The sequence below is a fragment of the Tianweitania sp. genome, from assembly GCF_032053605.1.
GTDB lineage: Bacteria > Pseudomonadota > Alphaproteobacteria > Rhizobiales > Rhizobiaceae > Tianweitania.
In genome coordinates, this window is sequence record NZ_DAMBUH010000021.1 from 13,296 (window position 1) to 36,046 (window position 22,751).

At 60.9% G+C, this 22,751-nt stretch carries 28 protein-coding genes and 1 other RNA gene; 14 read left to right on the plus strand and 15 right to left on the minus strand.

Features of this window, described 5'->3' with window-relative positions:
• Positions 1-196: 196 nt before the first annotated feature.
• Positions 197-1,996: an ABC transporter transmembrane domain-containing protein gene (locus RTX98_RS07430; protein WP_312795684.1), complete on the plus strand. Its 1,800-nt coding sequence runs from the start codon at positions 197-199 to the stop codon at positions 1,994-1,996.
• 42 nt (positions 1,997-2,038) lie between these two features.
• Here RTX98_RS07430 and RTX98_RS07435 read toward each other — a convergent pair whose 3' ends face one another.
• The 5 genes from RTX98_RS07435 to RTX98_RS07455 all read right to left on the minus strand — a co-directional run bounded on the left by RTX98_RS07435 (position 2,039) and on the right by RTX98_RS07455 (position 5,060).
• The gene (locus tag RTX98_RS07435) at positions 2,039-2,791 is read right to left on the minus strand and encodes a TerC family protein (protein WP_416223079.1); all 753 of its coding nucleotides are present in this window, start codon (positions 2,789-2,791) and stop codon (positions 2,039-2,041) included.
• A 117-nt stretch (positions 2,792-2,908) separates the two neighbouring features.
• Complete coding sequence (locus tag RTX98_RS07440) at positions 2,909-3,733, minus strand: YmdB family metallophosphoesterase (protein WP_312795686.1); 825 nt, start codon at positions 3,731-3,733, stop codon at positions 2,909-2,911.
• Between the two features lie 49 nt (positions 3,734-3,782).
• A complete protein-coding gene (locus RTX98_RS07445; protein WP_312795687.1) occupies positions 3,783-4,361 on the minus strand; it encodes a 5-formyltetrahydrofolate cyclo-ligase in 579 nt (192 codons plus the stop codon).
• Positions 4,362-4,468: 107 nt separating this feature from the next.
• A non-coding RNA gene (ssrS, locus tag RTX98_RS07450) (6S RNA) lies at positions 4,469-4,625 on the minus strand.
• Between the two features lie 42 nt (positions 4,626-4,667).
• Positions 4,668-5,060, minus strand: a complete 393-nt coding sequence (locus tag RTX98_RS07455) for a DUF4345 domain-containing protein (protein WP_312795688.1) — start codon at positions 5,058-5,060, stop codon at positions 4,668-4,670.
• Between the two features lie 141 nt (positions 5,061-5,201).
• Here RTX98_RS07455 and RTX98_RS07460 point away from each other — a divergent pair, with 141 nt between their 5' ends.
• The 7 genes from RTX98_RS07460 (at position 5,202) to kdgD (ending at position 10,755) form a co-directional block, all read left to right on the plus strand.
• On the plus strand, positions 5,202-6,041 hold the full coding sequence (locus tag RTX98_RS07460) for a MoxR family ATPase (protein ID WP_312795689.1): 840 nt from the start codon (positions 5,202-5,204) through the stop codon (positions 6,039-6,041).
• 12 nt (positions 6,042-6,053) lie between these two features.
• Positions 6,054-6,500 carry a GNAT family N-acetyltransferase gene (locus tag RTX98_RS07465; RefSeq protein WP_312795690.1) on the plus strand — a complete coding sequence of 149 codons (447 nt, stop codon included), beginning with the start codon at positions 6,054-6,056 and terminating at the stop codon, positions 6,498-6,500.
• 12 nt (positions 6,501-6,512) lie between these two features.
• Positions 6,513-7,703, plus strand: coding sequence for a VWA domain-containing protein (locus RTX98_RS07470; RefSeq protein ID WP_312795691.1), 1,191 nt, complete (start codon positions 6,513-6,515; stop codon positions 7,701-7,703).
• 69 nt (positions 7,704-7,772) lie between these two features.
• Positions 7,773-8,183 carry a peptide-methionine (R)-S-oxide reductase MsrB gene (msrB, locus tag RTX98_RS07475; RefSeq protein WP_312795693.1) on the plus strand — a complete coding sequence of 137 codons (411 nt, stop codon included), beginning with the start codon at positions 7,773-7,775 and terminating at the stop codon, positions 8,181-8,183.
• Positions 8,184-8,266: 83 nt separating this feature from the next.
• Positions 8,267-8,896 (plus strand): L,D-transpeptidase, encoded by a 630-nt coding sequence (locus RTX98_RS07480; protein ID WP_312795695.1) that lies wholly within the window; start codon positions 8,267-8,269, stop codon positions 8,894-8,896.
• Positions 8,897-9,041: 145 nt separating this feature from the next.
• Positions 9,042-9,770 carry a FadR/GntR family transcriptional regulator gene (locus RTX98_RS07485; protein ID WP_312795696.1) on the plus strand — a complete coding sequence of 243 codons (729 nt, stop codon included), beginning with the start codon at positions 9,042-9,044 and terminating at the stop codon, positions 9,768-9,770.
• Between the two features lie 67 nt (positions 9,771-9,837).
• Entirely contained in the window at positions 9,838-10,755 is a 918-nt protein-coding gene (kdgD, locus tag RTX98_RS07490; protein WP_312795697.1) for a 5-dehydro-4-deoxyglucarate dehydratase, read from the plus strand.
• Between the two features lie 276 nt (positions 10,756-11,031).
• On the opposite strand, the gene RTX98_RS07495 is transcribed toward kdgD, so the two are convergent.
• Positions 11,032-11,919 carry a LysR substrate-binding domain-containing protein gene (locus RTX98_RS07495; RefSeq protein ID WP_312795698.1) on the minus strand — a complete coding sequence of 296 codons (888 nt, stop codon included), beginning with the start codon at positions 11,917-11,919 and terminating at the stop codon, positions 11,032-11,034.
• 146 nt (positions 11,920-12,065) lie between these two features.
• Between RTX98_RS07495 and RTX98_RS07500 the strand changes: the two genes are divergently transcribed.
• The 3 genes from RTX98_RS07500 to RTX98_RS07510 are packed head-to-tail and all read left to right on the plus strand — an operon-like array spanning position 12,066 to position 15,010.
• Positions 12,066-13,043 carry a tripartite tricarboxylate transporter substrate binding protein gene (locus RTX98_RS07500; RefSeq protein ID WP_312795700.1) on the plus strand — a complete coding sequence of 326 codons (978 nt, stop codon included), beginning with the start codon at positions 12,066-12,068 and terminating at the stop codon, positions 13,041-13,043.
• Between the two features lie 11 nt (positions 13,044-13,054).
• Positions 13,055-13,504: a tripartite tricarboxylate transporter TctB family protein gene (locus tag RTX98_RS07505; RefSeq protein WP_244641490.1), complete on the plus strand. Its 450-nt coding sequence runs from the start codon at positions 13,055-13,057 to the stop codon at positions 13,502-13,504.
• A gap of 6 nt (positions 13,505-13,510) precedes the next feature.
• Entirely contained in the window at positions 13,511-15,010 is a 1,500-nt protein-coding gene (locus tag RTX98_RS07510; RefSeq protein WP_189505485.1) for a tripartite tricarboxylate transporter permease, read from the plus strand.
• A 195-nt stretch (positions 15,011-15,205) separates the two neighbouring features.
• On the opposite strand, the gene RTX98_RS07515 is transcribed toward RTX98_RS07510, so the two are convergent.
• From RTX98_RS07515 to RTX98_RS07530, 4 genes are all read right to left on the minus strand, one after another.
• Positions 15,206-15,439 (minus strand): DUF6074 family protein, encoded by a 234-nt coding sequence (locus RTX98_RS07515; protein ID WP_312795704.1) that lies wholly within the window; start codon positions 15,437-15,439, stop codon positions 15,206-15,208.
• A 163-nt stretch (positions 15,440-15,602) separates the two neighbouring features.
• Positions 15,603-15,863 (minus strand): DUF2312 domain-containing protein, encoded by a 261-nt coding sequence (locus RTX98_RS07520; protein ID WP_189500713.1) that lies wholly within the window; start codon positions 15,861-15,863, stop codon positions 15,603-15,605.
• Positions 15,864-15,983: 120 nt separating this feature from the next.
• Positions 15,984-16,295, minus strand: coding sequence for a DUF1244 domain-containing protein (locus RTX98_RS07525; protein WP_312795706.1), 312 nt, complete (start codon positions 16,293-16,295; stop codon positions 15,984-15,986).
• A 2-nt stretch (positions 16,296-16,297) separates the two neighbouring features.
• Positions 16,298-17,110, minus strand: a complete 813-nt coding sequence (locus RTX98_RS07530) for an N-formylglutamate amidohydrolase (RefSeq protein WP_312795708.1) — start codon at positions 17,108-17,110, stop codon at positions 16,298-16,300.
• A gap of 267 nt (positions 17,111-17,377) precedes the next feature.
• On the opposite strand from RTX98_RS07530, the gene RTX98_RS07535 reads away from it, so the two are divergent.
• Positions 17,378-17,833 carry a DUF1036 domain-containing protein gene (locus RTX98_RS07535; RefSeq protein ID WP_416223081.1) on the plus strand — a complete coding sequence of 152 codons (456 nt, stop codon included), beginning with the start codon at positions 17,378-17,380 and terminating at the stop codon, positions 17,831-17,833.
• Positions 17,830-19,266 carry a pyruvate kinase gene (gene pyk, locus RTX98_RS07540; RefSeq protein WP_312795710.1) on the plus strand — a complete coding sequence of 479 codons (1,437 nt, stop codon included), beginning with the start codon at positions 17,830-17,832 and terminating at the stop codon, positions 19,264-19,266. The genes RTX98_RS07535 and pyk overlap by 4 nt, the downstream gene beginning before the upstream one ends.
• A gap of 32 nt (positions 19,267-19,298) precedes the next feature.
• Here pyk and RTX98_RS07545 read toward each other — a convergent pair whose 3' ends face one another.
• Together RTX98_RS07545 and ykgO are read right to left on the minus strand one after the other, a co-directional pair.
• Positions 19,299-19,901, minus strand: coding sequence for a tetratricopeptide repeat protein (locus RTX98_RS07545; RefSeq protein WP_312795711.1), 603 nt, complete (start codon positions 19,899-19,901; stop codon positions 19,299-19,301).
• Between the two features lie 74 nt (positions 19,902-19,975).
• On the minus strand, positions 19,976-20,101 hold the full coding sequence (ykgO, locus tag RTX98_RS07550) for a type B 50S ribosomal protein L36 (RefSeq protein ID WP_006203764.1): 126 nt from the start codon (positions 20,099-20,101) through the stop codon (positions 19,976-19,978).
• 168 nt (positions 20,102-20,269) lie between these two features.
• Between ykgO and RTX98_RS07555 the strand changes: the two genes are divergently transcribed.
• Positions 20,270-20,686 (plus strand): lysozyme inhibitor LprI family protein, encoded by a 417-nt coding sequence (locus RTX98_RS07555; protein WP_312795712.1) that lies wholly within the window; start codon positions 20,270-20,272, stop codon positions 20,684-20,686.
• A gap of 3 nt (positions 20,687-20,689) precedes the next feature.
• On the opposite strand, the gene RTX98_RS07560 is transcribed toward RTX98_RS07555, so the two are convergent.
• The 3 genes from RTX98_RS07560 to RTX98_RS07570 are packed head-to-tail and all read right to left on the minus strand — an operon-like array spanning position 20,690 to position 22,492.
• Complete coding sequence (locus RTX98_RS07560) at positions 20,690-21,766, minus strand: 5-(carboxyamino)imidazole ribonucleotide synthase (RefSeq protein WP_312795713.1); 1,077 nt, start codon at positions 21,764-21,766, stop codon at positions 20,690-20,692.
• Entirely contained in the window at positions 21,763-22,260 is a 498-nt protein-coding gene (purE, locus tag RTX98_RS07565) for a 5-(carboxyamino)imidazole ribonucleotide mutase (RefSeq protein WP_312795714.1), read from the minus strand. Before purE ends, RTX98_RS07560 begins: the two co-directional genes overlap by 4 nt.
• A gap of 28 nt (positions 22,261-22,288) precedes the next feature.
• Positions 22,289-22,492: a YdcH family protein gene (locus RTX98_RS07570; RefSeq protein ID WP_189500699.1), complete on the minus strand. Its 204-nt coding sequence runs from the start codon at positions 22,490-22,492 to the stop codon at positions 22,289-22,291.
• Between the last annotated feature and the right edge of the window lie 259 nt (positions 22,493-22,751).

Genomic DNA, 22,751 nt, shown 5'->3' on the forward strand with positions numbered 1-22,751 from the left:
TTCTACTGGGCTTGCGCCGAGCCTGATGCGAGAAGCTCGCTTCGGCCCTGCGGCGATGTCACCCGGTCTGGAAAACTTGAAGCCGCAGCGAATGACCGCTACGGCTTCATAAAGGGTCGGCGAGCCTATACATCAGCCTCCGACCAAGCACAAGGCCGGCCCGCATGCGCTCAGTCGGTTAAGCCAGGAGTTGAAAATGGCCGCTCAAGAGCCGTCGCCCGACGCTCGCCGCCGCTCACTTGCTCCCCTGTCGCGCCTGCTTCCCTATCTGAAGCGCTATCGCGGCCTGGTTGGGGGCGCCATCGTCTCGCTGATCATTGCGGCGGTCACCACGCTGACCCTGCCGATCGCGGTGCGCCGCATGATCGATCACGGCTTCAACGGCGTGGAAGCCGGCATGATCCAAGGCTATTTCGGCATGCTGATCGGCATCGCGGCCGTGCTCGCGGCCGCCTCCGCGCTGCGTTATTATTTCGTCATCACGATTGGCGAGCGCGTCGTGGCCGATCTGCGTCGCGATGTCTTTGCCCATGTCACGACGCTGTCCTCTGCCTTTTTCGATACAGCCCGCTCCGGCGAAATCGTGTCGCGGCTGACGGCCGATGCCACGCAGATCAAGTCAGTCGTCGGCTCCACCGCCTCGCAGGCCCTGCGCAACGCCATCATGGCGATCGGCGGCGTGGTGATGATGGTGGTCACCAGCCCGAAACTGTCCTTGATGGTGCTCGGCGCCATTCCGGTGATCGTGCTGATCCTGGTCGGCTTTGGCCGCAATGTGCGCGCCAAGTCGCGTCATGCGCAAGACATGCTGGCCGAGGCCAGCGCCTATGCCGGCGAGCAGATTTCCGCCGTGCGCACGCTGCAGGCCTTCACCAATGAGGGCATGGTCGTCGGCCGTTTCGGTGCCGCGGTGGATCGCGCCTTCGAGGCGGCGCGCTCATCGATCCTGGCGCGCTCGATCCTGACCTTTTTCGCGATCTTCTTCATTTTCTCATCCGTCGTCGCCGTTCTCTGGTTCGGCTCGCGCGATGTGCTGACCGGCGCCATCACTGCCGGCACGCTGAGCCAATTCCTGCTTTATGCGGTGCTGGCCGCCGGCGCGCTGGGTTCTTTGTCGGAAGTCTGGGGCGAGATCAGCCAGGCCGCCGGTGCCGCCGAGCGCATGAGCGACATCCTCGACGAAGTGCCGCAAGTCACCACGCCGGCGCAGTCGCAACCCTTGCCCGCCAAGCCGCTTGGCGCCATCGAGTTCCGGCAGGTGTCCTTTGCCTATCCGGCGCGTCCGGACATGCCGACCCTGACCGACCTGTCCTTTGCGGTCCGGCCGGGTGAAACGGTGGCGATCGTCGGCCCCTCGGGGTCGGGCAAGAGCACGATCTTTTCGCTGCTGATGCGCTTCTACGATCCGCTGGAAGGGTCGATCACCATCGACGGCGTGCCGTTGACGCGAGCCGATCCGCTCGATCTGCGCGCCCGCATGGCCGTGGTGCCGCAGGATGTCGCGATCTTCGCCGATACGGCCGGTGACAACATCGCCTTCGGCAAACCGGGCGCCAGCCGCGATGCGATCGAAGCTGCCGCACGGGATGCCCTGGCCGACACCTTCATCGGCAATCTCGAACACGGTTACGATACGCAGGTCGGCGAGCGCGGCATCATGCTGTCGGGCGGCCAGCGTCAGCGTATCGGCATTGCCCGCGCCATTCTGCGCGACGCGCCGATCCTGCTGCTCGACGAAGCCACCTCCGCGCTCGATGCCGAAAGCGAAACGCTGGTGCAGACGGCACTGGAACGCCTGATGAAGGGCCGTACCACGCTGGTGATCGCGCATCGCCTGGCGACCATCCTCAAGGCCGATCGCATCCTGGTGCTGGATGGCGGCCGCATCGTCGAGGAAGGCACGCACCATACGCTGGTGCAAAAGAACGGCGTTTACGCCAAGCTCGCCCGCCTCCAGTTTGAACGCGGAGCAGACGCCTTCCAGGCCGCCGAATAAGAAAAAGGCCCGCCGAAGCGGGCCTTTCTTGATTGCTACGCCTTAGTGCAGGCTGGTCGTCTTGACCCGCGTCTTGCGTCGCCGCGCAAACATGTTGAGCGCTTCCACCGCCGCGGAGAAACCCATGGCGGCATAGATGTAGCCCTTGGGCACATGGAAGTGGAAACCTTCCGCAATCAGCGTCATGCCGATCATGAGGAGGAACGACAGCGCCAGCATGACGATGGTCGGGTTCTTGGCGATGAAGCGCGACAGCGGCTCGGCTGCCACCAGCATCACGGTCACGGCCGTGATGACGGCGATGAACATGATCGCGATATGGTCGGTCATGCCGACGGCCGTGATGATCGAGTCGACCGAAAACACCAGATCCAGCACGAGGATCTGAACGATCGCCGAGCCCACCGTCAACTGAACGGTGTTGCCGACCATGTTGCCCTTATCGTCTTCGACATCCACCGTATGGTGGATTTCCTTGGTCGCCTTCCAGACAAGGAACAGGCCACCGGCGATCAGGATGAGGTCCTTCCAGGAGAAGGCGATATCGAAGGCGGTGAAAACCGGCTCGGTCAGCTGAACGATGATGGAGATGGTGAAAAGCAGGCCGAGACGCAGCACCAGCGCTGCACCGATGCCGAGGCGGCGCGCAAACTGCTGCTTTTCAGGCGGCAGCTTGTTGGTGAGGATCGAGATGAAGATCAGATTGTCGATCCCCAGCACGATCTCCATGACGACCAGCGTCGCCAGCGCGACCCATGCTGTTGGATCGTTGATAAACCCGAAATACTCGGCCACGGCCTGAAAATCCCTCTCTTTGCCGGTAAAAGTCGGCAAGACGTAGGGTCGATTTCAGCTTCTACAACACGATCAATTCTGACATTCCCGTTATCACGGGCCTGTCATCACTGTGCGCTATTGCCAGAAGGCCGGGATCGTTTCTTCCAGGCGCGGTCCAAGCCGCAACGGTGCGATCTTTTCCGCCAGTCCGGTACGGTCCGAGATCTGCACGCCGACGCCGCAGATCGTCGCCGGTCCTGATGCCGCTTCCATGCGGCCCTTCGGCACTTTGGACAGAAAGCGGTTCAACGGCTCTTCCTTGTCCATGCCAAGCGATGAGTCATAATCGCCGCACATGCCGGCATCCGACATATAGCCGGTGCCGCCGTTCAGGATCTGATGATCGCCCGTCGGCTGGTGCGTATGCGTGCCGATCACCAGGCTGGCGCGGCCGTCCACGAAATGGCCGAAGCAGACCTTCTCGCTTGTCGCCTCGGCATGAAAGTCGAACACCACCGCATCCGCCTGTTCGCCCAGCGGACAAGCCGCCAACTCGCGCTCGCCGGCCTGGAACGGATCGTCCAGTTCGGGATGCATGAAGATGCGGCCCATGATGTTCGACACCATGACGCGTGCGCCATTCCTAGCAATGTAGAGCCCGGCGCCCTTGCCCGGCGTGCCTTTGGGAAAGTTGGCCGGGCGCAGGAAGCGGTCTTCGCGTGCTGCAAAGCCGAGCGCCTCGCGCTGATCCCAGACATGGTTGCCGGTGGTCACCACATCGGCGCCGGCCTTGATGGTCTCGTGGAAAATATCTTCGGTGATGCCGAAGCCGCCGGCCGCGTTCTCGCCATTGACGATGGTGAAGTCGAGCTTGAGGTCGGCGATCAGGCCCGGCAACCGCTCCCACACCGCCGTTCGTCCGGATTTGCCTACCATGTCGCCGAGGAAGAGAAGTCGCACCACAAACCTCCGCCGGCGCATTGATCAGCCAGCTTTGAGACGTGTCCTATCAGCCCGGCTCGAATGGGCGCAAGCCGCTCTCTGTCAGCATTTCCGCTAGCCGCACATCATGCGGCTCGTCCGGCACGAACTCCACCTGCTGGCAGTCGAACGCCACCCCGATCAATCGCGGCAGGATACCCTTGGCATGCAGACCGGCGATCGCGCGATCATAATAGCCGGCGCCATAGCCGATCCGATGCCCTCGCCCGTCGAAGGCAACCAGCGGGACCAGCATCACCGTCGGTTCGAGCACTGTGGCAGTTTCGGGCGGCCCCATCGTGCCGAAGCCCATGTCGATCATCTCGCCATCGGGAAAATACTCGCGAAACACGATGGTGGTCTTGTCGAGGATCGCCGGCAGGCAAATCCGCGCTCCACTTTCTGCCAAGGTTGCCATCAGCGGATGCACATCGACCTCGGTCCGCATCGGCCAGAAGCCGGACACCACCGTGCCTTTGGCGATGCCGAATTCGCCGACGCGATCCGCCATCTTGGCCGCCGCCTTCGATCGATAATCCGGCGACAGGGCGTCGCGACGCTTGAGCGTTTCCGAGCGGAGCGATTTCTTGAAGAAAGCCGTATCCATTCACCGGTTATGGCGAGGAAAACCAGAAAAAGCGATCAAAATAGCGGAAGAAATCGCCGTGTTTCGGCGAGAAACCGGAGGATTCTCCCGGAAAATTCCGATGAAAGTGGCGATCCAGAACGACCGATGAAGAGATCGATCCCGGGAACCTACATAGTAGGTGGGCGCCGTGTGTCCAAACCCACGGGTCTAAACAGGGACAGCTCCCTAGAGATCAATAAGGCCCCGAGAATATGTTACTTCTGTCGGGAAGCCCAGAACGCCGACACCACAGATAGTCCTGCAAACCGCGCTTGACCAGAGGCCTCAGCGTCCGAACAGCCGGAAGTGCCACAGCGTCAGCAGGGGAACGACGCCAAGCTCCATGACAAGCCCGCCGAGATGACCGAGCGAAGGCTGGCCGTCGACAAACAGCGAAACAAACCGCGCAAGCCCGCCGCAAATCGTCAGCAAAGCCAGCAAACGGAAGCGCCCCTTGGTGTTCTGGAGATCAGCCAGGCAGCTCCACCAGACGACGCCCATGGCCAGGAAAATGCCGGACAGAAACCGGAAATGACTGCCAAGATCGGCCGGCCACGGCGCTTGTACACCCAGAAAACGCGGTCCGAGCAAAAGACCCGCCAGGCCGGCCGCAACCGGAATCAGGGCAAAGATCGCGACGAGGATGCCAAAAAGGCGGCGTTGCTGCGGATCGGTCATGTCGGTTGGTCCTGTTTAGATGAACAAACGAACACTGGCGCAACAGGTTCAGCCACCAACCGCCTTGCCGTCCGACTTTAGGCAGGCACATATGCCAGAAGAACGCGGTCTGACCGCACCCTGTCGGGAGAACCAAGCTTCATGCGTTTTGAAGGCACGGCAGCCTATGTTGCCGACAAGGATCTGATGGTCGCAGTCAACGCCGCCATCGCTCTGGAGCGCCCGCTTCTAGTCAAGGGCGAGCCGGGCACCGGCAAGACCGAACTGGCCCGGCAGGTGGCCTCAGCGCTCGGGCTGGACTTCATCGAATGGAACGTGAAATCCACCACCAAGGCGCAGCAGGGCCTTTATGAATATGACGCCGTGTCGCGTCTGCGCGACAGCCAGTTGGGCGATCCCCGCTTCAACGACATTGCCAACTACATCCGCCGCGGCAAGCTGTGGGATGCCTTTGCGGCCGGTAAGAAGGTCGTGCTCCTGATCGACGAGATCGACAAGGCCGACATCGAGTTCCCCAACGATCTCCTGCAGGAGCTCGATCGCAACGAGTTCTATGTCTATGAGACCGGCGAAACGATCCGCGCCGCCATCCGGCCGATCGTCATCATCACCTCGAACAACGAAAAGGAGCTGCCGGACGCCTTTCTGCGCCGCTGCTTCTTCCATTACATCCGCTTTCCGGAAGCCGAGACTCTGCAGAAAATCGTTGATGTCCATTACCCCGGCATCAAGCAGAATCTGGTGCGCGCCGCCCTCACCCGCTTTTACGAAATCCGCGACGTGCCGGGCTTGAAAAAGAAGCCGTCGACATCCGAAGCGCTAGACTGGATACGCCTGCTGGTGGCCGACGACATAGAACCGGAAGACCTGCGCGCCGATCCCAAGAACGCACTGCCGAAGCTGCATGGCGCCTTGTTGAAGAACGAGCAGGACGTGCATCTGTTTGAACGGCTGGCCTTCATGGCACGGCGGCAGGGCTGAGGAGTTTCGGTTATGGAAGGTATGGAAGTTCGCCCGCCCACGCTGGACGATGAAGCGGATTGGCGCCGCCTCTGGACTGAATATCTCGACTTCTACGAGGCGAAGGTGCCGGAAGAGGTCTATGCAGAGACATGGAAACGGCTGCATACGCCAGGCGAGTTCGAGCCGAAGTGTTTGCTTGCGGTGACCCATACGAAGCCAATGGGGCTGGTGCATTTCATGTACCATCGCACCACCTGGACGGTCGCGAACAATTGCTACCTGCAGGATCTTTATGTCGATCCCGAACGCCGCGGCACGGGCTTGGGGCGGGTGCTTATCGAAGCCGTAAAGCGCATTGCAGCCGAAGATGGCGTGACGAACGTGTACTGGCTCACCCACGAGTCCAATGCCACGGCACGGCAGCTCTACGATCGCGTCGCGAAAAACACCGGCTTCCTTCGCTACCGGATTGAATAACGGCGGCAAGCGATGTTCATCCCCTTCTTCCTTGAGCTCAAGGCTGCGCGCGTTCCCGTCTCGCTGCGCGAATATCTGAGCCTGCTCGAAGGCTTGGAGGCCGGTCTTGTCGAGTATGATGTCGAAGGGTTTTACTACCTCGCCCGCGCAGCGTTGGTGAAGGATGAGCGCCACATCGACCGTTTCGACCAGGTTTTTGCCCACGTCTTCGAGGGCCTGGACGCTGTCACCGGCGAAGGCGGGATTGATGCAGCCAATCTGCCTGAAGAATGGCTGCGGCGTCTCGCCGAAAAGCATCTGACGGAAGACGAAAAGAAGCTGGTCGAGGCGCTGGGCGGTTTCGACAAGCTGATGGAAACGCTGAAACAGCGTCTTGAGGAACAGAAGGGTCGTCATCAGGGCGGTTCCAAGTGGATCGGCACGGCCGGCACGTCGCCGTTCGGTGCCTATGGCTACAACCCCGAAGGCGTGCGCATCGGCCAGGATGAAAGCCGACATCGTCGCGCGGTGAAAGTCTGGGACAAGCGCGAGTTTCGCAACTTCGACGACTCCGTCGAACTCGGCACCCGCAACATCAAGGTCGCGCTGAAGCGTTTGCGCCGCTGGGTGCGCGAAGGCGCAGCCGAAGAACTCGACCTACCCGGCACGATCCACGCCACGGCCGAACATGGCTATCTCGACGTGCAAACCCGTCCCGAGCGCCGCAATGCCGTGAAGCTGCTGATGTTCTTCGATGTAGGCGGATCGATGGACGATCACATCAAGATCGTGGAGGAGCTATTTTCAGCCGCTCGCGCCGAGTTCCGGCAGCTAGAATATTTCTACTTCCACAACTGCCTTTACGAGGGCGTGTGGAAGGACAATCGCCGCCGTCATGCGGAGGTCATCCCGACCTTCGACGTGCTGCATCGCTATGGCCCGGACTACAAGGCGATCTTTGTCGGCGACGCCTCCATGAGCCCCTACGAAATCGCGCATCCTGGCGGCTCGGTGGAACACTGGAACGCGGAAGCCGGTGCTGTGTGGCTTCAACGCGCGCTTCAGCAATGGCCGAGCACGATCTGGCTCAACCCCGGTGCCGAGCGGCTATGGCCCTACACGCATTCGATCAGCATGATCCGCGAGATCTTCGGCGACCGTATGTTTCCATTGACCCTGACCGGGCTGGAAGCGGCAACGAAGGCGTTGTCGCGCAAGCATTGAGCAGGGACCGACCTCTGGCCCCCTGCGGCGCGGCTTCCTACATAAGGTGCCGAACAAGGGATCGCGATCATGGACACCGCAACAACCGCCTACCCCGTCACCCGCACCGATGCCGAATGGCGCGAGCGGCTGACGCCTGAACAATATGCCGTCATGCGCGATCACGGCACCGAGCGCCCCGGTAGCTGCGCGCTGCTCTACGAGAAACGCTCCGGCACCTTCGAATGCGCCGGCTGCGATCAGCCGCTGTTTGAATCCAAGCTCAAGTTCGAAAGCGGCACCGGCTGGCCGAGCTTCAACGATCCGGTCGAAGGCTCCGTCGAAACAACGGTGGATCGCTCCTACGGCATGGTGCGAACCGAATGCCATTGCGCGCGCTGCGGCAGCCATCTTGGACACGTCTTCGAAGACGGCCCGCCGCCGACCTATCTGCGCTACTGCATCAACGGCGTAGCGTTGAACTTCGTGCCCGCAAGCTGATCGACTACAACGCCTGCTAAGGCTTCATTAACCATAAAGCGTCTATCGCGGATTGTGTCTTTGACAATCCGCGGAGCGCCACGATGTCCCTTTCCCGCCGCAGCTTCCTTCTGGGAGTCTCTTCCTTGCTCGCGGGCTGTGCGACATCGCAAGTGCCGCCGCCGATGCTGAGCTATGCGGCCGTTCCCGACGAAGAGTTTCCTTTGGCGGCCATGCCGCTCGACGTGTTTCCGGCTGAACTTCATCGCCAGGAAGTCGCCTATCCCACCAAGCTGAAGCCCGGCTCCGTTGTCGTCGATACGCCCGCGCGCCGTCTCTACTTCATCCTGGGTGAAGGCCGCGCAATTCGCTACGCCATCAGTGTTGGCCGCGCCGGCTTGGCTTTAAGCGGCGGTGCAACGGTCGGACGCAAGGCAAAATGGCCGAGCTGGACCCCGACTTCCAACATGATCCGCCGCGAGGAGCGCTACAAGCAATATGCCGGCGGCATGCCAGGTGGCCCCAACAACCCGCTCGGCGCCCGCGCGATGTATCTTTATCGCCAGGGCCGCGACACGATGTTCCGCATCCACGGCACCAACCAACCCAAATCCATCGGCCACGCCATGTCGAGCGGCTGCATCCGCATGCTCAACCACGACGTCATCGACCTTTACGACCGCGTAGATGTCGGCACGCAGGTGGTGGTGATCCAGGCGGAAACAGTGGCGTAGATCTCTGGGCTTCAGCCCATGCGGCGAGAAGCCATCCGACATGTTCAAGCTGACCTTCGAGCCCACAGCCAAACTTGACTTATAACTTCCCGCTCTGCTTTCTCTTGGCGCATACGCGCGGCAAGACAATGAGAAAGACGCATTCATGGAGCCCGACAAAAGCAAGCAGCGCTCTGCAGGCAATCTCGTCGCGAAAGTCAGCTCGGAGCTCAGGCAATCCATCCAGGCCGGGAACTTCGCCACCGGTGAAAAGCTGCCGAGCGAAGCCAAGCTGACGGAAGCCTTCGGCGTCAGTCGCACGGTTATCCGTGAAGCGATCGCAGCCCTTCGGGCAGATGGTCTCGTGGAAGCGCGGCAAGGCGCCGGCGTGTTCGTGCGGGAGATACCCGTGCCTGATACGCTTCCGTTTCAGAACCTCGATTACGAGCGCATATCGTCCGTCGTCGAGGTCCTCGAATTGAGAACCGGAGTGGAAGTGGAAGCCGCAGGACTGGCAGCCGTGCGCCGTTCTCCGCAGCAGGAAGAAGCCATTATCGGCTGCCACAACCGGGTGTTGGCGCAGCTTGAGGCTGGCGAAGCGACGTCTGAAGCCGACTTCGCGCTGCATCTGGCGATTGCGGACGCAACCAACAATCCACGCTTCCGCGAGTTCCTGTCGATGGTCGGCAGCGGTGTCATTCCCCGCGCCGCCCTTCGGGCCACGGATACAGCCGGAGGCGACTACATCGCGCACCTCCACAACGAGCACAGCCAGATCATCGAGGCGATCCTGACCGGCGACGAAACTGGCGCACGGGACGCGATGCACCGCCATCTGAAAGGAAGCCAGGCACGTTACCGCGCCATGCTTCGACGCAGCCGCGCAAACTTATAATACAAGTTATTGACACCTATCATGTGACTGGGCTATCTGCGGCTCGACATCAACAAGAGGCAGTGTCATGGAACCTCATGAGATTAAGCAGAAGCTCGGATCGGGACTTCTTTCCTTTCCCGTCACGCATTTCGATGCAGAAGGCCGTTTCGCTGCCGACAGCTACAAGCAGCATGTCGAATGGCTTTCCGGCTTCGACGCCCCTGTGCTTTTCGCCGCCGGGGGAACGGGCGAATTCTTCTCGCTTCGCCCTGACGAGATCCCGGCGATCGTTTCCGCTGCCAAGGAAGCAGCAGGCGACACGGCTATCGTGTCGGGCTGCGGCTATGGCACCGAAATCGCCATCCAGATCGCGCAGTCGGCCGAAAAGGCTGGCGCAGAGGGCATCTTGCTTCTGCCGCATTATCTCATCGACGCACCGCAGGAAGGGCTCTTCGAACATGTGAAGCGCGTCTGCCAGTCCGTCGGGATCGGCGTCATGGTCTACAACCGCGACAACTCCATTCTGCAGGCCGACACGCTGGCAAGGCTGTGCGACACTTGCCCCAACCTTGTTGGTTTCAAGGATGGTTCGGGAGACATCGGTCTTGTTCGCCAGGTTACCGCGAAGATGGGCGATCGCCTGACCTATCTCGGCGGCATGCCGACGGCCGAGCTGTTTGCCGAAGCCTATCTCGGTGCAGGTTTCACCACCTATTCGTCGGCGGTCTTCAACTTCGTGCCCGGCCTCGCGGTTGAGTTCTACAAACACCTACGCGCCGGCGAGCGCGCCGATTGCGAGCGCATCCTCAACGACTTCTTCTATCCCTTCATGGCGATCCGCAACCGCCGCAAGGGCTATGCCGTCGCCGCCATCAAGGCAGGCGTCCGTTTGCAGGGCTTCAAGGCCGGCAAGGTGCGTGCGCCGCTCTCGGATCTGACGTCCGAGGAAGAAGCGATGTTGCAAGCACTGATCGGCAAATATCAGCGCAAACAGGCCGCCTGACAACCACGCGCAAGATTTAGCCGCCCTATGAGGCCTCGATCGTTCTGCCGATCGAGGCCTTTTTTGCATGTCGGCCGCTTGTCACCTTCGGATTATCGTGCCGACATCGGCTTTGTTCACAAAGCCTTCACCCTGTTCAGGCACATTGATGCTGCTGGACAGCGTAACGTTATTGCCCAGCTCCAGCCCGATCGCAGCCACCTAATCATGCGATCGGGCTTCTCCTTCGAAGCGACATGAGAAGCCTCGCATAAGCTGACCGCTTCTTGGCAGGGCTCAGCCGTTCATCTGCTTCAACGTTCGCCGCAGTGTTTCCAGCGCCATGTCCGTGTTTGACGCCCGCCAGATGGCATGCAGTTCCACGGGCCTGGGTGGGTCAATGGGAACGGGAAGCAGCGTGACGCCTTCGAAGCGAAGGTTTGCGGCCGCTTGAGGCACAAGCGCGAGACCGATCCCCGCCTTCACCAAGCCCATGATCGAGTGGATCTGGCTGATATGCTGGACATAAAATGGGTTGATGCCTGCCTTGGCGAACACCGCCGCAACAAGATCATAGAAATAACGGGCCTCGTAGGGCGAATAGGTCACGAAGGGCTGACCATCCAGATCCTGGATGCTGATCTCCGGGGCGCTGGCAAGCGGATGGCCCACGGGAACCGCGAGCAGCAGCGCTTCCCTGACGATGCAGATCGATCCGAATTCGCGCCGATTGAAGCCGGGCCGGACGAGACCGACATCGATGCGCCCAGCAACCAGCGAGTCGATCTGCTGTGCCGACACCATCTCCTTCAGGATCAGATCGATATCCGGCGCTTCGGCGCGAAAGCGCTGGATCAAGCGCGGCAGGAACTCGTAGCCGGATGCCGCGGTAAAGCCGAGCGTCAACGTGCCGGCATCCCCGCAGGCCGTACGGCGGGCAGCGAGTGCCGCCCCTTCAGCCTGCCTAAGCAAATCGCGCGCCTCGGATAGAAAACTCTGCCCCGTCCGCGTCAACCGAACCGACCGGCTTGTGCGATCGAAAAGCTTAACACCAAGGCTCGCTTCCAGCGCCTGGATCTGCCGGCTGAGCGGCGGCTGCGTCAGGTTTAAACGCTCCGCCGCGCGCCCGAAGTGAAGTTCTTCGGCAACAGCCACGAAGCAGCAGAGTTGGGACAGCTCGAACATCGATGCTGAATTTGCATTGATCCATCCAGAAAACAACTCGCTACAGGAAGAAATATCCTTAAGTTGCTTACCAAGCGCGTGAGGGTACGCGCCGGAAAGACATTGCGCGGAGGGCGCAACCTTTCCGTCTTGTGGAGGAGACCCCAATGAACTTTCGTCTGATGAAGGCGATCGCCGCCGTTGCTGCGCTCGCTGCTGTATCCGTTCCATCTGTTGTCCGGGCACAGGAATTCGAACGGCCCGTCCGTATCGTGGTGCCTTTCGCTCCCGGAGGCACGTCCGACATCCTGGCGCGCCTGATCAGCCCGAAGCTTTCTGAAGCCATCGGTCAGCCTGTGGTTGTCGAGAACAAGCCAGGCGCTGCCGGCAATATCGGTGCGGATTCCGTCGCCAAGGCCAAGCCGGACGGCCACACGCTCCTGCTCATGGACATCGGTTCCCTGGCGGTGGCACCGAGCCTCTTCACCGACCTGACCTATGACGTGCAAAAGGACCTTGCCCCCGTAGGCATGGTCATGTTCGGCCCTTACGTGCTGGCGGTGAACCCTTCGGTGCCTGCAAAAACGGTGCCTGAACTCGTCGCCTACGCGAAGGCCAATCCCGGTAAGCTGGCCGTCGCCAATTCCGGTGTCGGCGCGCTCAACCACATCACCGCCGTCGCCCTTGCCCGCGATCTCGGCATCGAATGGAAGAACGTGCCCTACAAGGGCGGTGCAGCAGCGTCCCGCGCGGTCGTGTCCGGCGAAAGCAACGTCATCATCAACGGCTCGACTGCGACGCTTCCTTTCGTCAACAACAAGCAGTTGGCGGGCATCGCGGTCACCGGTGAAAAGCGCATGCAGGCGCTGCCGGAGGTCGAGACCTTCAAGGAAGCCAAGCTGCCGCTGGACGACGCCGGCACGTGGCAGGGTCTTCTCACGACCGGCAACACGCCGCCTGAAACCGTCGCACGCTTGAACTCCGATTTGAACAAGATCCTGGCCATGCCGGAAATCCAGGAAAAGATCGCGGAACAAGGCGGTATGGTCCGTCCCGGCGCGCCGGATGATGTCAAAGCTTGGCTCGATACCAACATCAAGAACTGGGGTGGCATCGTGACCGCCTCGGGTATCAAGCCGAACTGAGGCCTCAGCCTTTGACAAACCTGCGCTTAGGCGGGCCCGATCTTGGTTTCGGCGCCTTCCTGGTTCTTGTCGCGGCCGGCACCTTCGCCGCGACATGGAACCTCCCCATCGGAACGGCCGCTGAAATGGGCCCAGGATATTTCCCCTGGGCCATCGCGCTGATCCTTCTGGCCTTTGGCCTGTTCTTCACGGTCAAGGGTCTGACGCGATCGCATGCGGGCATCGAACCGATGCAGTGGCGCCCGATCACGCTGATCGGGATCGCGGTCGCTTTGTTCGCGCTGGTGGTGGAGGGGCTTGGTCTGGGCCTTGCTTCGCTTGCCACCATCATCGTCGCAGCATGGGCGAGCCGAGAAAGCAGGTTCTTCGAGGTGATCGTGTTTGCGCTGTTCATGAGCGCGGCGGCGATCCTTCTCTTCATCAAGGTACTGGCCCTGCCGGTGCCGCTTTGGCCCTGGTAGTCTGTCATGGAATTGTTCGACAATCTCCTGCTCGGCCTGTCGACGGCCCTGCAATTCAACAACCTGCTCTACTGCCTGATCGGCGTCGTAATCGGCACGGCCATCGGCGTTTTGCCGGGCATCGGCCCGATCCCCACCATCGCCCTGCTGCTGCCGTTCACCTTCGGCCTCGAGCCTGCGTCCTCGCTGATCATGCTGGCCGGCATCTTTTACGGTGCACAGTATGGCGGCTCCACGACCGCCATTCTCGTCAACGTGCCGGGCGAAACCTCGTCAGTGGTAACCTGTCTCGACGGTCACGAAATGGCCAAGCAGGGCCGCGCCGGTCCCGCGCTGGCGATCGCTGCCATATCATCGTTTTTCGCTGGCACCGTGGCCACCATCATTATCGCCGTGCTCAGCCTGCCGCTGGCCGATCTCGCGATGCGGTTTACGGCCGTCGAATATTTCAGCCTCCTGGTTCTCGGGCTGATCGCGGCCGTTGTTCTGGCCCACGGGTCGGTGATGAAGTCGCTTGCCATGGTCTTTCTCGGACTGCTGCTTGGCGTCATCGGCATCGACGTGAATTCCGGTGCCGCGCGAATGACCTTCGGCGTTCCCTCGCTGGCCGACGGGCTCGACTTCGTTCCGGTTGCGATGGGCATGTTCGGTCTGGCCGAGATCATCGCCAATCTGGAGCGGCCAAGCGTGCAGCGCGTGGTCAGCCAGAAGCTGCACGACCTCATCCCCTCAAGAGCAGACCTGAAGGCAGCTTTCCCGGCCATGGTTCGGGGCACCTTCCTCGGCTCGGCTCTCGGCGTTCTGCCGGGCGGTGGTGCCGCTTTGCCTCCCTTCAGCTCTTACGCGCTCGAAAAGAAGCTGGCGAAGGATCCTTCGCGCTTCGGCAAGGGCGCGATCGAGGGTGTGGCCGGACCGGAAGCAGCCAACAATGCCGGTGCGCAAACCAGCTTCATTCCGCTGCTGACGCTCGGCATCCCCGCCAATGCGTTGATGGCATTGATGATCGGTGCGCTGATGATGCAGGGCATCCAGCCCGGTCCACAGGTCATGACCGAGCAGCCGGAACTCGTTTGGGGTGTCATCGCCAGCATGTGGACCGGCAACCTGATGCTTCTCGTCATCAACCTGCCGCTGGTCGGCCTTTGGGTATCGATGCTGAAAATCCCCTATCGCCTGTTGTTCCCGGCGATCGTCCTGTTTTGCTGCATCGGCACCTACGGCATCTCCAACAGTGCCTTCAACGTCTGGCTCATGCTGGGATGCGCGGTGCTCGGCTACTTCTTCATCAAGGTCGGCGTCGAACCCGCCCCGCTTCTTCTCGGCCTCGTGCTCGGCCCGCAGTTGGAAGAAAACTTCCGGCGCGCCATGCAACTGTCGGACGGTGATCCATCCGTTTTCCTGACGCGTCCGATCAGCGCTGTGTTGCTGGGCGTGGTCGCATTGATGCTGATCGCGATGCTGTCGCCAGCGGTGCTGAGGAAGCGGAAAGAAGCATTAGCCGAGTAGCGCAAGACGCTGCTGTGATGACCTGCACAGGTCTGGGCCGGGTGATCGACACGATGTGCGAAGCACGCATCCGTCGGTGGCCCAGCCTGCTTCTCTTCAAGCGACTTTCAGCCCGACAAGCCTGATTTCTTGCGAATGGTGCAGCCGCCAATATCCGCACCCTGTGCCATTCGCCTGAAACGACCAGCGCTATCGCTATTCGCCGTAATATGAAGCCGCCTCGCCGCGGATACGGATCTGAACTGCGTCTTGGAGGCCCAGAATTTCCGCACGAACCTTGTCCTGGCCGACCCCCGCTTCCCTAAGCACGGCAGCGACCATTGCCACCCTTTCACGCCAATAAGCATTGGCATGCGGGCCATGAAGTGTTTGCAGGCGATCGGCAATCTCGCGCACGAGTGCCTCACGGCGATAAAGAGGAAAGGACATGATTTGAGCCATGCCGGCAGATGTGCCTGAACATGGTTACCAATCCTGAAACGGCTTCCGCCGCGCCGTGAGCTTTTTATGCTCCGACGAAGCCAACGCATGAAAACAAGAAGCCCCGCGAGGCTTGAGCCTGCGGGGCTGAAGAACTCTTAGGCAGCGAAAGCTAGGCCATCCCAAGTGCATTCATATAAAGATCAAGCAGCGCCTCGGCTTCTTCTCGCTCAGCCTGATCCTGCTTACGCAGGCGTATGATCTGTCGCACTGCCTTCGTGTCGAACCCCGTACCCTTGCACTCCGCATAGACATCCTTGATGTCGTCCGAAATGGTCTTTTTTTCCTCTTCGAGGCGCTCGATGCGCTCGATGAACGCGCGCAGCTGGCCAGCCGCTACGGTTTGCGAGGAATCGGTGACTTCATCGGCCATGCTGATCTCCAGAAATTCGGGAAGCGACTCGGAGGCGTTACCGTCAGTCGCGGGGCGGTTCGATGCCAAAGCCGGGCGAATGGGTCAACCCCGTTCGGCCAGGCAAGGGAAACCAGCCCATCAATGATCGTGCGGACGTGCAGCCTCGAAAGCGGCTTTCTGCTGAGGCGAGGCTTCGGTCTGGTTCCGCGCCTGCCAGTCTGCGTAAGGCATGCCATAAACGATTTCGCGCGCCTCATCCTTCGACAGCACCTGCCCCGCGCCCTCGGCGGCATCACGATACCAGTTAGCGAGGCAGTTGCGGCAAAAGCCCGCAAGATTCATCATGTCGATATTCTGCACGTCGCTACGATCAGATAAATGCGCAAGCAAACGGCGGAATGCAGCCGCTTCAAAGTCGCGCTGCTGCTCTGGTGACAAATCAGGTGTCATAATCAACCTTTCCGATGATCCACTGGCCCGGTGCGGGAACCGAAATGCTGGACGTCATGGATATCGGGGCGGGCATTGATCGCGTCAAGGATCGGCACGAGCCGCTCCACCCAGCCATCGACACCCTCTTGATCGGCAATGAGATCCTGGCGGATTTCGATCAGCGCATGCGCAAAGCCTTGGGTAATCGCATGGCTGTACATCGTGTCACCGCGCAAGGCGCCGTCGTAAGGCTCGTTGTCGCCGACACGCAAAGCAGGGTCGACGGCCAGCATCTCGATCAGCGGCCAGGCCACGCGGTGATCCATGTCCCACAGGACCCCGACATGCCACGGACGCACGATACCCTGCATTATCGGCGTGAACGAATGAACGGAAAAGATGAACGGTGCCTGGCCTCTGGTCTGCGTAACGCGTCCTACGGCCTCAGCCACTGCCTGGTGATAGGGGCGATAAAAGCTGTTCAGCCGTGATTCGCGCTCATCAGCGCTCATCGGGTAATTACCGGAAATGACGGTGCCATCATAAAGCTGGCGGATCAGCGTCGGATCGTCGTCACCGCGATTGGGATCGATCAGCAGGCGGGAAAAGTGGCACAGCACCGCGGGCACGCCCATGGCTTTCGCCAAACCGCGCGTGGTGGCTTCCACCCCGATGTCATAGGCAATATGGCGCTCGAACTCCGAAGGTGGCAAGCCGAGGCTATTGTAGCGCGAAGGGAGCTTTCGCCCGGCATGATCTGCCACAAGCAGCAGCCCCCTGCTCCAATCACCGTCGATCACTTCAAAAGGCTGGAAATCCGGATCGGTCATCATGTGGCCAAAGCAGAGGGATGGAACAGCCTGCATCCCATGCCAGCTTGCTCGGAGCAATGCCGTGGTTTCGACATTGTTGCAGCCCAATCCACCGAACTTCCAGTGAGAAGCGATTCAAGCGATTAGATCGAGGGCTTCCTTTCGTTGACACATGCGCCGACTTCTTCGAAAAGGAACGTGAACCACGACGATTTGGCTGGGGCTGGAAAATTGACGCTGAGGCGCTTCGCATCGTTGCTGTCGGCGCTGGGGTCTTTGCCGCGCGGTCTGCGCGTCAGCCTGGCCATGATCCTGCTTTCACCGCTGGCCTTGGCTGCGGGAACGCAGGCGGCCAAGGCGGATTTCAGGGTCTGCAATGCCACGCAGAATCTGGTCGGCGTGGCGATCGGTTATCGTGCCAATGCCGGCTGGGTTACGGAAGGCTGGTGGCATGTGGAGGGATCGACCTGCAAGACGCTGATCGAGGGTCCGCTCTCGTCGCGTTACTACTATCTTTATGCGGAGGATGCCGAGCGTGGAGGACGCTGGGACGGCCAGATCAATATGTGTGTGGCCGAACGAGAGTTCAAAATAGCCGGCGTTAACGACTGCTTCGCTCGCGGTTTCCAGCGCTCCGGCTTTCAAGAATATGACACCGGTGATCAGGGAAGCTGGATGGTTCAGTTGACCGATGAGCCGGGAGCCGACGGCGCCAACGCCGTCACCGGAACAGGTACGCCATGAGACGCAGCCGCAAAGTCAAGATTCTCGCAACGCTCGGACCCGCTTCGTCAGACGAAGCCATGATCCGCAAGCTCTTTGAAGCGGGAGCCGACGTCTTCCGCATCAATATGAGCCATACCGATCATCCCTCGATGCAGGAACTGGTGCGCCGCATCCGTTCGGTTGAAAAGGATGTCGGCCGCCCAATCGGCATTCTTGCCGACCTCCAGGGCCCCAAGCTGCGCGTCGGCAAGTTCGCCGACAAGTCGGTTGCGCTGGAAGTCGGCCAGACCTTTACGCTCGACGATGATCCGACGCCGGGCGATGCCATGCGTGTGCATCTGCCGCATCCCGAGATCCTCGCATCCGTGCAGGCTGGTCACCGCCTTCTGATCGATGACGGCAAGCTCCAGCTCTTGGCGGAAGAGGCCGATGGCAAGCGCATCATCTGCCGCGTGGTGGCCGGCACCAAGATTTCCGACAAGAAGGGCGTCAGCCTGCCCGATACCGACCTGCCGGTAGGTGCGCTGACCGAGAAAGACCGGCTCGACCTCGATGCCGTGTTGGCAACCGGCGTCGACTGGATCGCGCTGTCCTTCATCCAGCGTCCGGAAGATCTTGCCGAAGCGCGCAAGGTGGCACGCGGCCGCGCGCTTCTCATGTCCAAGATCGAGAAGCCGCAGGCTGTTACGCGGCTGGCCGAGATCATCGAACTGTCCGACGCCTTGATGGTGGCGCGCGGCGATCTTGGCGTGGAAATGCCGATCGAAGCTGTGCCCGGCATCCAGAAGCAGATTACGCGTGCGGCACGCCGAGCCGGCAAGCCGGTGGTGGTTGCCACCCAGATGCTGGAGTCGATGATCGAAGCACCGGTGCCAACGCGCGCCGAAGTGTCTGATGTCTCAATCGCGGTGTTTGAAGGGGCGGACGCGATCATGCTTTCGGCCGAATCGGCAGCGGGCAAATACCCCGTCGAGGCGGTCAGCATGATGAACAAGATTGCCGAGCGGGTGGAGCGTGATCCGACCTACTCCGGCATCATCAACGCCCAGCGTTCGGAACCAGAAGCCACCGGTGCCGACGCCATTTCGCTGGCATCGCGCCAGATCGCCGAAACGCTGAAGCTGGCCGCGATCGTAACCTACACCGCATCGGGCACCACCGGTCTGCGTGCGGCCCGTGAGCGTCCGCAGGTACCGATTATCGCCTTGTCGCCAGTGGTGGAAACAGCCCGCCGCTTGTCGCTGGTCTGGGGCACGCATTGCGTCGTAACGCCGGATGCCGCCGATCTCGACGACATGGTGAACCGCGCATGCCGGATCGCGCATTCGGAAGCGTTTGGATCGCCGGGGGATCGGGTGATCGTCACCGCCGGTGTGCCGCTTAGGACGCCGGGTGCGACCAACATGCTGCGCATTGCCTATATCGGCTCCGACGGGCTGCGCGGTCTCTGACCGCGGAAGCTCACTCAGCCGTCTAAAAAGCGTTAAGCGCCGTCGCCGGCTAGTTTGTCGGCGAGGCGGCCGACCTCGTCCTGCGCGCTGCGCAGGGCGGGATAAACATCCAGAACACGCTCATAGGCTCGCAAAGCGAGCTCTTCGCGTCCCGTATTGTCCATGATCTGCGCTAGTCCGCTTAAGGCACCGAAGTGGCGCGGTTCAAGCGTGATGGTCCGTTCGATGTCCGCCATCGACTTGGAATAGTTCTGCATGGCGAAGTGAACGGTCGCGCGGCGATTATAGGCTTCCGCATAGCCTGGCTTCAAAGCGATGACTTGATCGAGGTAATCGAGCGCAAGGTCGAACTTCTTGTCGGTCAGAGCCTTGGCGGCCCAGCCCATCATCAAATCGATGCTGGCGCTGCCGGATTGTCCAAAAGCTGCGCCGATGCGCGCAGCAGTTCGCTCGGCCTCGACCTGATTGCGCTGCCGTTTCAGCGAATCGAACAGCTCATCCAGGGCTTTCTTCTGCCGCTCCGCTTCGCGCGCGGAAGGCTCCAGAACATGGCGCGCGCTGACCGTCTGCGCAACGGCAGGCGAGAGCGTGAAAACAGATGCGCCAAGCGCAAGACAAACGAAAACGTTCCGCATGATGCCAACCTTAGCGGCAGCATGCGGAACGTCAAACTGATATCTATGTGAGCCGGCCAAAAGCCAGCTCGACATCAACCCTGACGAGCCTTGTAACGCGGCGCCGTCTTGTTGATGATGTAGATACGACCCTTGCGACGGACCAGCTGGTTGTCGCGGTGACGGGCCTTGAGAGCCTTAAGCGAGTTCTTGATCTTCATCGATTCAATCCGTCAGATGCGGCCTTGAGGCCGAAATGAAAGACGCGCCCGAAGACGCGCCGAAACTGTGAGGTGTCCTTAGCCGAGGCTTCCCCGACGTGTCAACCGCCACTTGACCTTGTGGATGAGGAACCCCATTGCACCTCCAGATGAGCTAAAGGAAATGCGATGTTGAAGCTTGGAGCCACACTGCCGATCCTGGCGTTCCTGATGATAGCAGGCGTAACAGGCACTGCCACAGCGCAGGATTGCAATGAAGCACCGACCCAGGCGGAAATGACGGAATGCGCGGCGAAGGCTTACGAAGAAGCCGATCGCAAGCTCAACGAGACCTATGGCAAGGTGACAAGCCGCCTTGCGGATCTGCCTGAGGTCAAGACCAGCCTGACCAAGGCGCAGCGCGCCTGGATCAGCTTCCGCGATGCGGAATGCGAGTTCTCCAACGCTCAGGCAGGCGGTGGCACTTTGTATGCAACGCTGATCAACCAGTGCCTGACGGACATGACCAATCAGCGCATCGAAACGCTGGAAGGCACTCTGCAGTGCGAAGAAGGCGATCTGAGCTGCCCCGTGCCGCGCGACTGATGCTTAGTTGCGTTTGAGCCTGGTCGCATGCCCCATCTTACGGCCGGGCCGGGACTCGGTCTTGCCGTAAAGATGCACCAACGTATCTGGCTCAGCCAACAAGTCCGGCACCCTCAGCACGTCGTCGCCGATCAGGTTCTCCATCAAGCAATCGGAGTGGCGGGCAGTCGATCCCAGCGCCTGCCCGGCGATGGCACGAATATGCAGCTCAAACTGGGACAGGACGCAGGCAGCTTCCGTCCAATGACCGGAGTTGTGCACGCGTGGCGCGATCTCGTTGACCTTGAGCGTGCCATCGGCGAGCGCAAAGAACTCGACGCCGATGACGCCGACATAATCGAGCGCTTCGAGGATGCGGCCTGCGACGGCCTTTGCGGTCTCAACCACCTCGGTTGACACATGGGCCGGCACCGTCGACGTTCTTAGAATGCCCTCGCGGTGGATATTCTCGGCCGGATCGAAGGCGACGATTGTGCCGTCCTGCCCGCGCCCGGCAATGACCGAGATTTCCCGCTCGAAGGGCACCAGCGCTTCCAGGATCAGCGGAACGCTGCCCATCTCTGCACAGGCGCCAGCCGTGTCCGCGTCTCGCGCATCGCGGAACACCCGTTGCCCCTTGCCGTCATAACCTAGCCGCCGCGTCTTGAGGATGCCACGGCCGCCGAATTGCTGGATCGCTGCGCCTAGCCCAGCATCGTCGTCGACGGCCACGAAGTCAGCCGTTTCGATGCCTATGCCATTCAGAAACTGCTTTTCCGTCAAACGATCTTGAGCCACTTCCAAGGCGCGCGCTGGCGGAAACAGCAAACCATGGGCAACCAGCCGCTCACCCGCTGGCAAGGGCACGTTCTCGAACTCGTAGGTGACGACGTCAGAAGCCTGTGCGAGCTCGTCCAAGGCCGCGGGATCGTCATAGGCCGCCACGATCTGCCGGTTGGCGACTTGCGCAGCCGGACAATCCTCAGCGGGCTCAAGAATGATCGTTTTGTAGGATAGCCGTGCGGCAGCCATGGCCAGCATGCGGCCAAGCTGCCCGCCGCCGACGATGCCGATGGTTGATCCGGCCGGCAGCGCGCTCATGCGTCATCCGAAGGTGCTGCGGCCACTTTCGCGGTCTGTTCGGCGCGATAGGCATCCAGCCGTTCAGCCAGAGCCGGATCGGTCAGGGCGAGAACGGCCGCAGCCAGCAATGCTGCGTTCACCGCTCCCGCACGGCCGATCGCCAACGTGCCGACAGGGATGCCGGCCGGCATCTGCACGATCGATAAAAGCGAGTCCTGCCCTGACAAAGCCTTAGATTCCACCGGTACGCCGAACACCGGCAAGGGTGTCATGGCCGCCGTCATGCCCGGAAGATGCGCAGCGCCCCCTGCCCCGGCGATCACGACCTTGAAGCCGGCTGCTTTCGCGCCGTGAGCGAACGCAACAAGGCGATCGGGCGTGCGATGTGCCGACACGATCCGGTCATCATGCGAGATGCCGAGTTGATCCAGCGTTTCAGCTGCGTGCTTCATGGTCGCCCAGTCGGACTGGCTTCCCATGATAACAGCGACATCGGCGGGCTTCCCGTCCATGTGGCGTCCTGTTCCTGTTCGCCTGAAATCAGGCGATGATATCGGGGATGATCTTGTCGTTGGCCTGAGACAGGCGATCCTTCAGCGCAAGCTTCTTCTTTTTCATGCGCTGGATCTGAAGCGGATCGCATCCGGTGGCCATCATGGCATTGATGGCCGCGTCGAAATCAGCGTGTTCCTGCTTTATGCGGGCATATTCCAGGCGGTTTTCGGCCTGATCCTGATCGGGCATAAAGAAACAACTCCGATATCCATACGCGGGCGAACATGGCTCAAGCCACTACCCGGCTGCTTGCTCGCGCATAGCATACCTCAACTGCGGATAAAATCCGTCTCCCTCAAGAACTAAGGGACGGACACAAGCAAATAGACCGGGCTCATCCGGCATCGCTCGGCTTTTTAGAAAAAGATTCCGATCACATTCAGCATCGTGAGAATCTGACGTTCGACATCCCGGTTCTTTGGTGGCAAACTGTCATCGAGCTGTCACG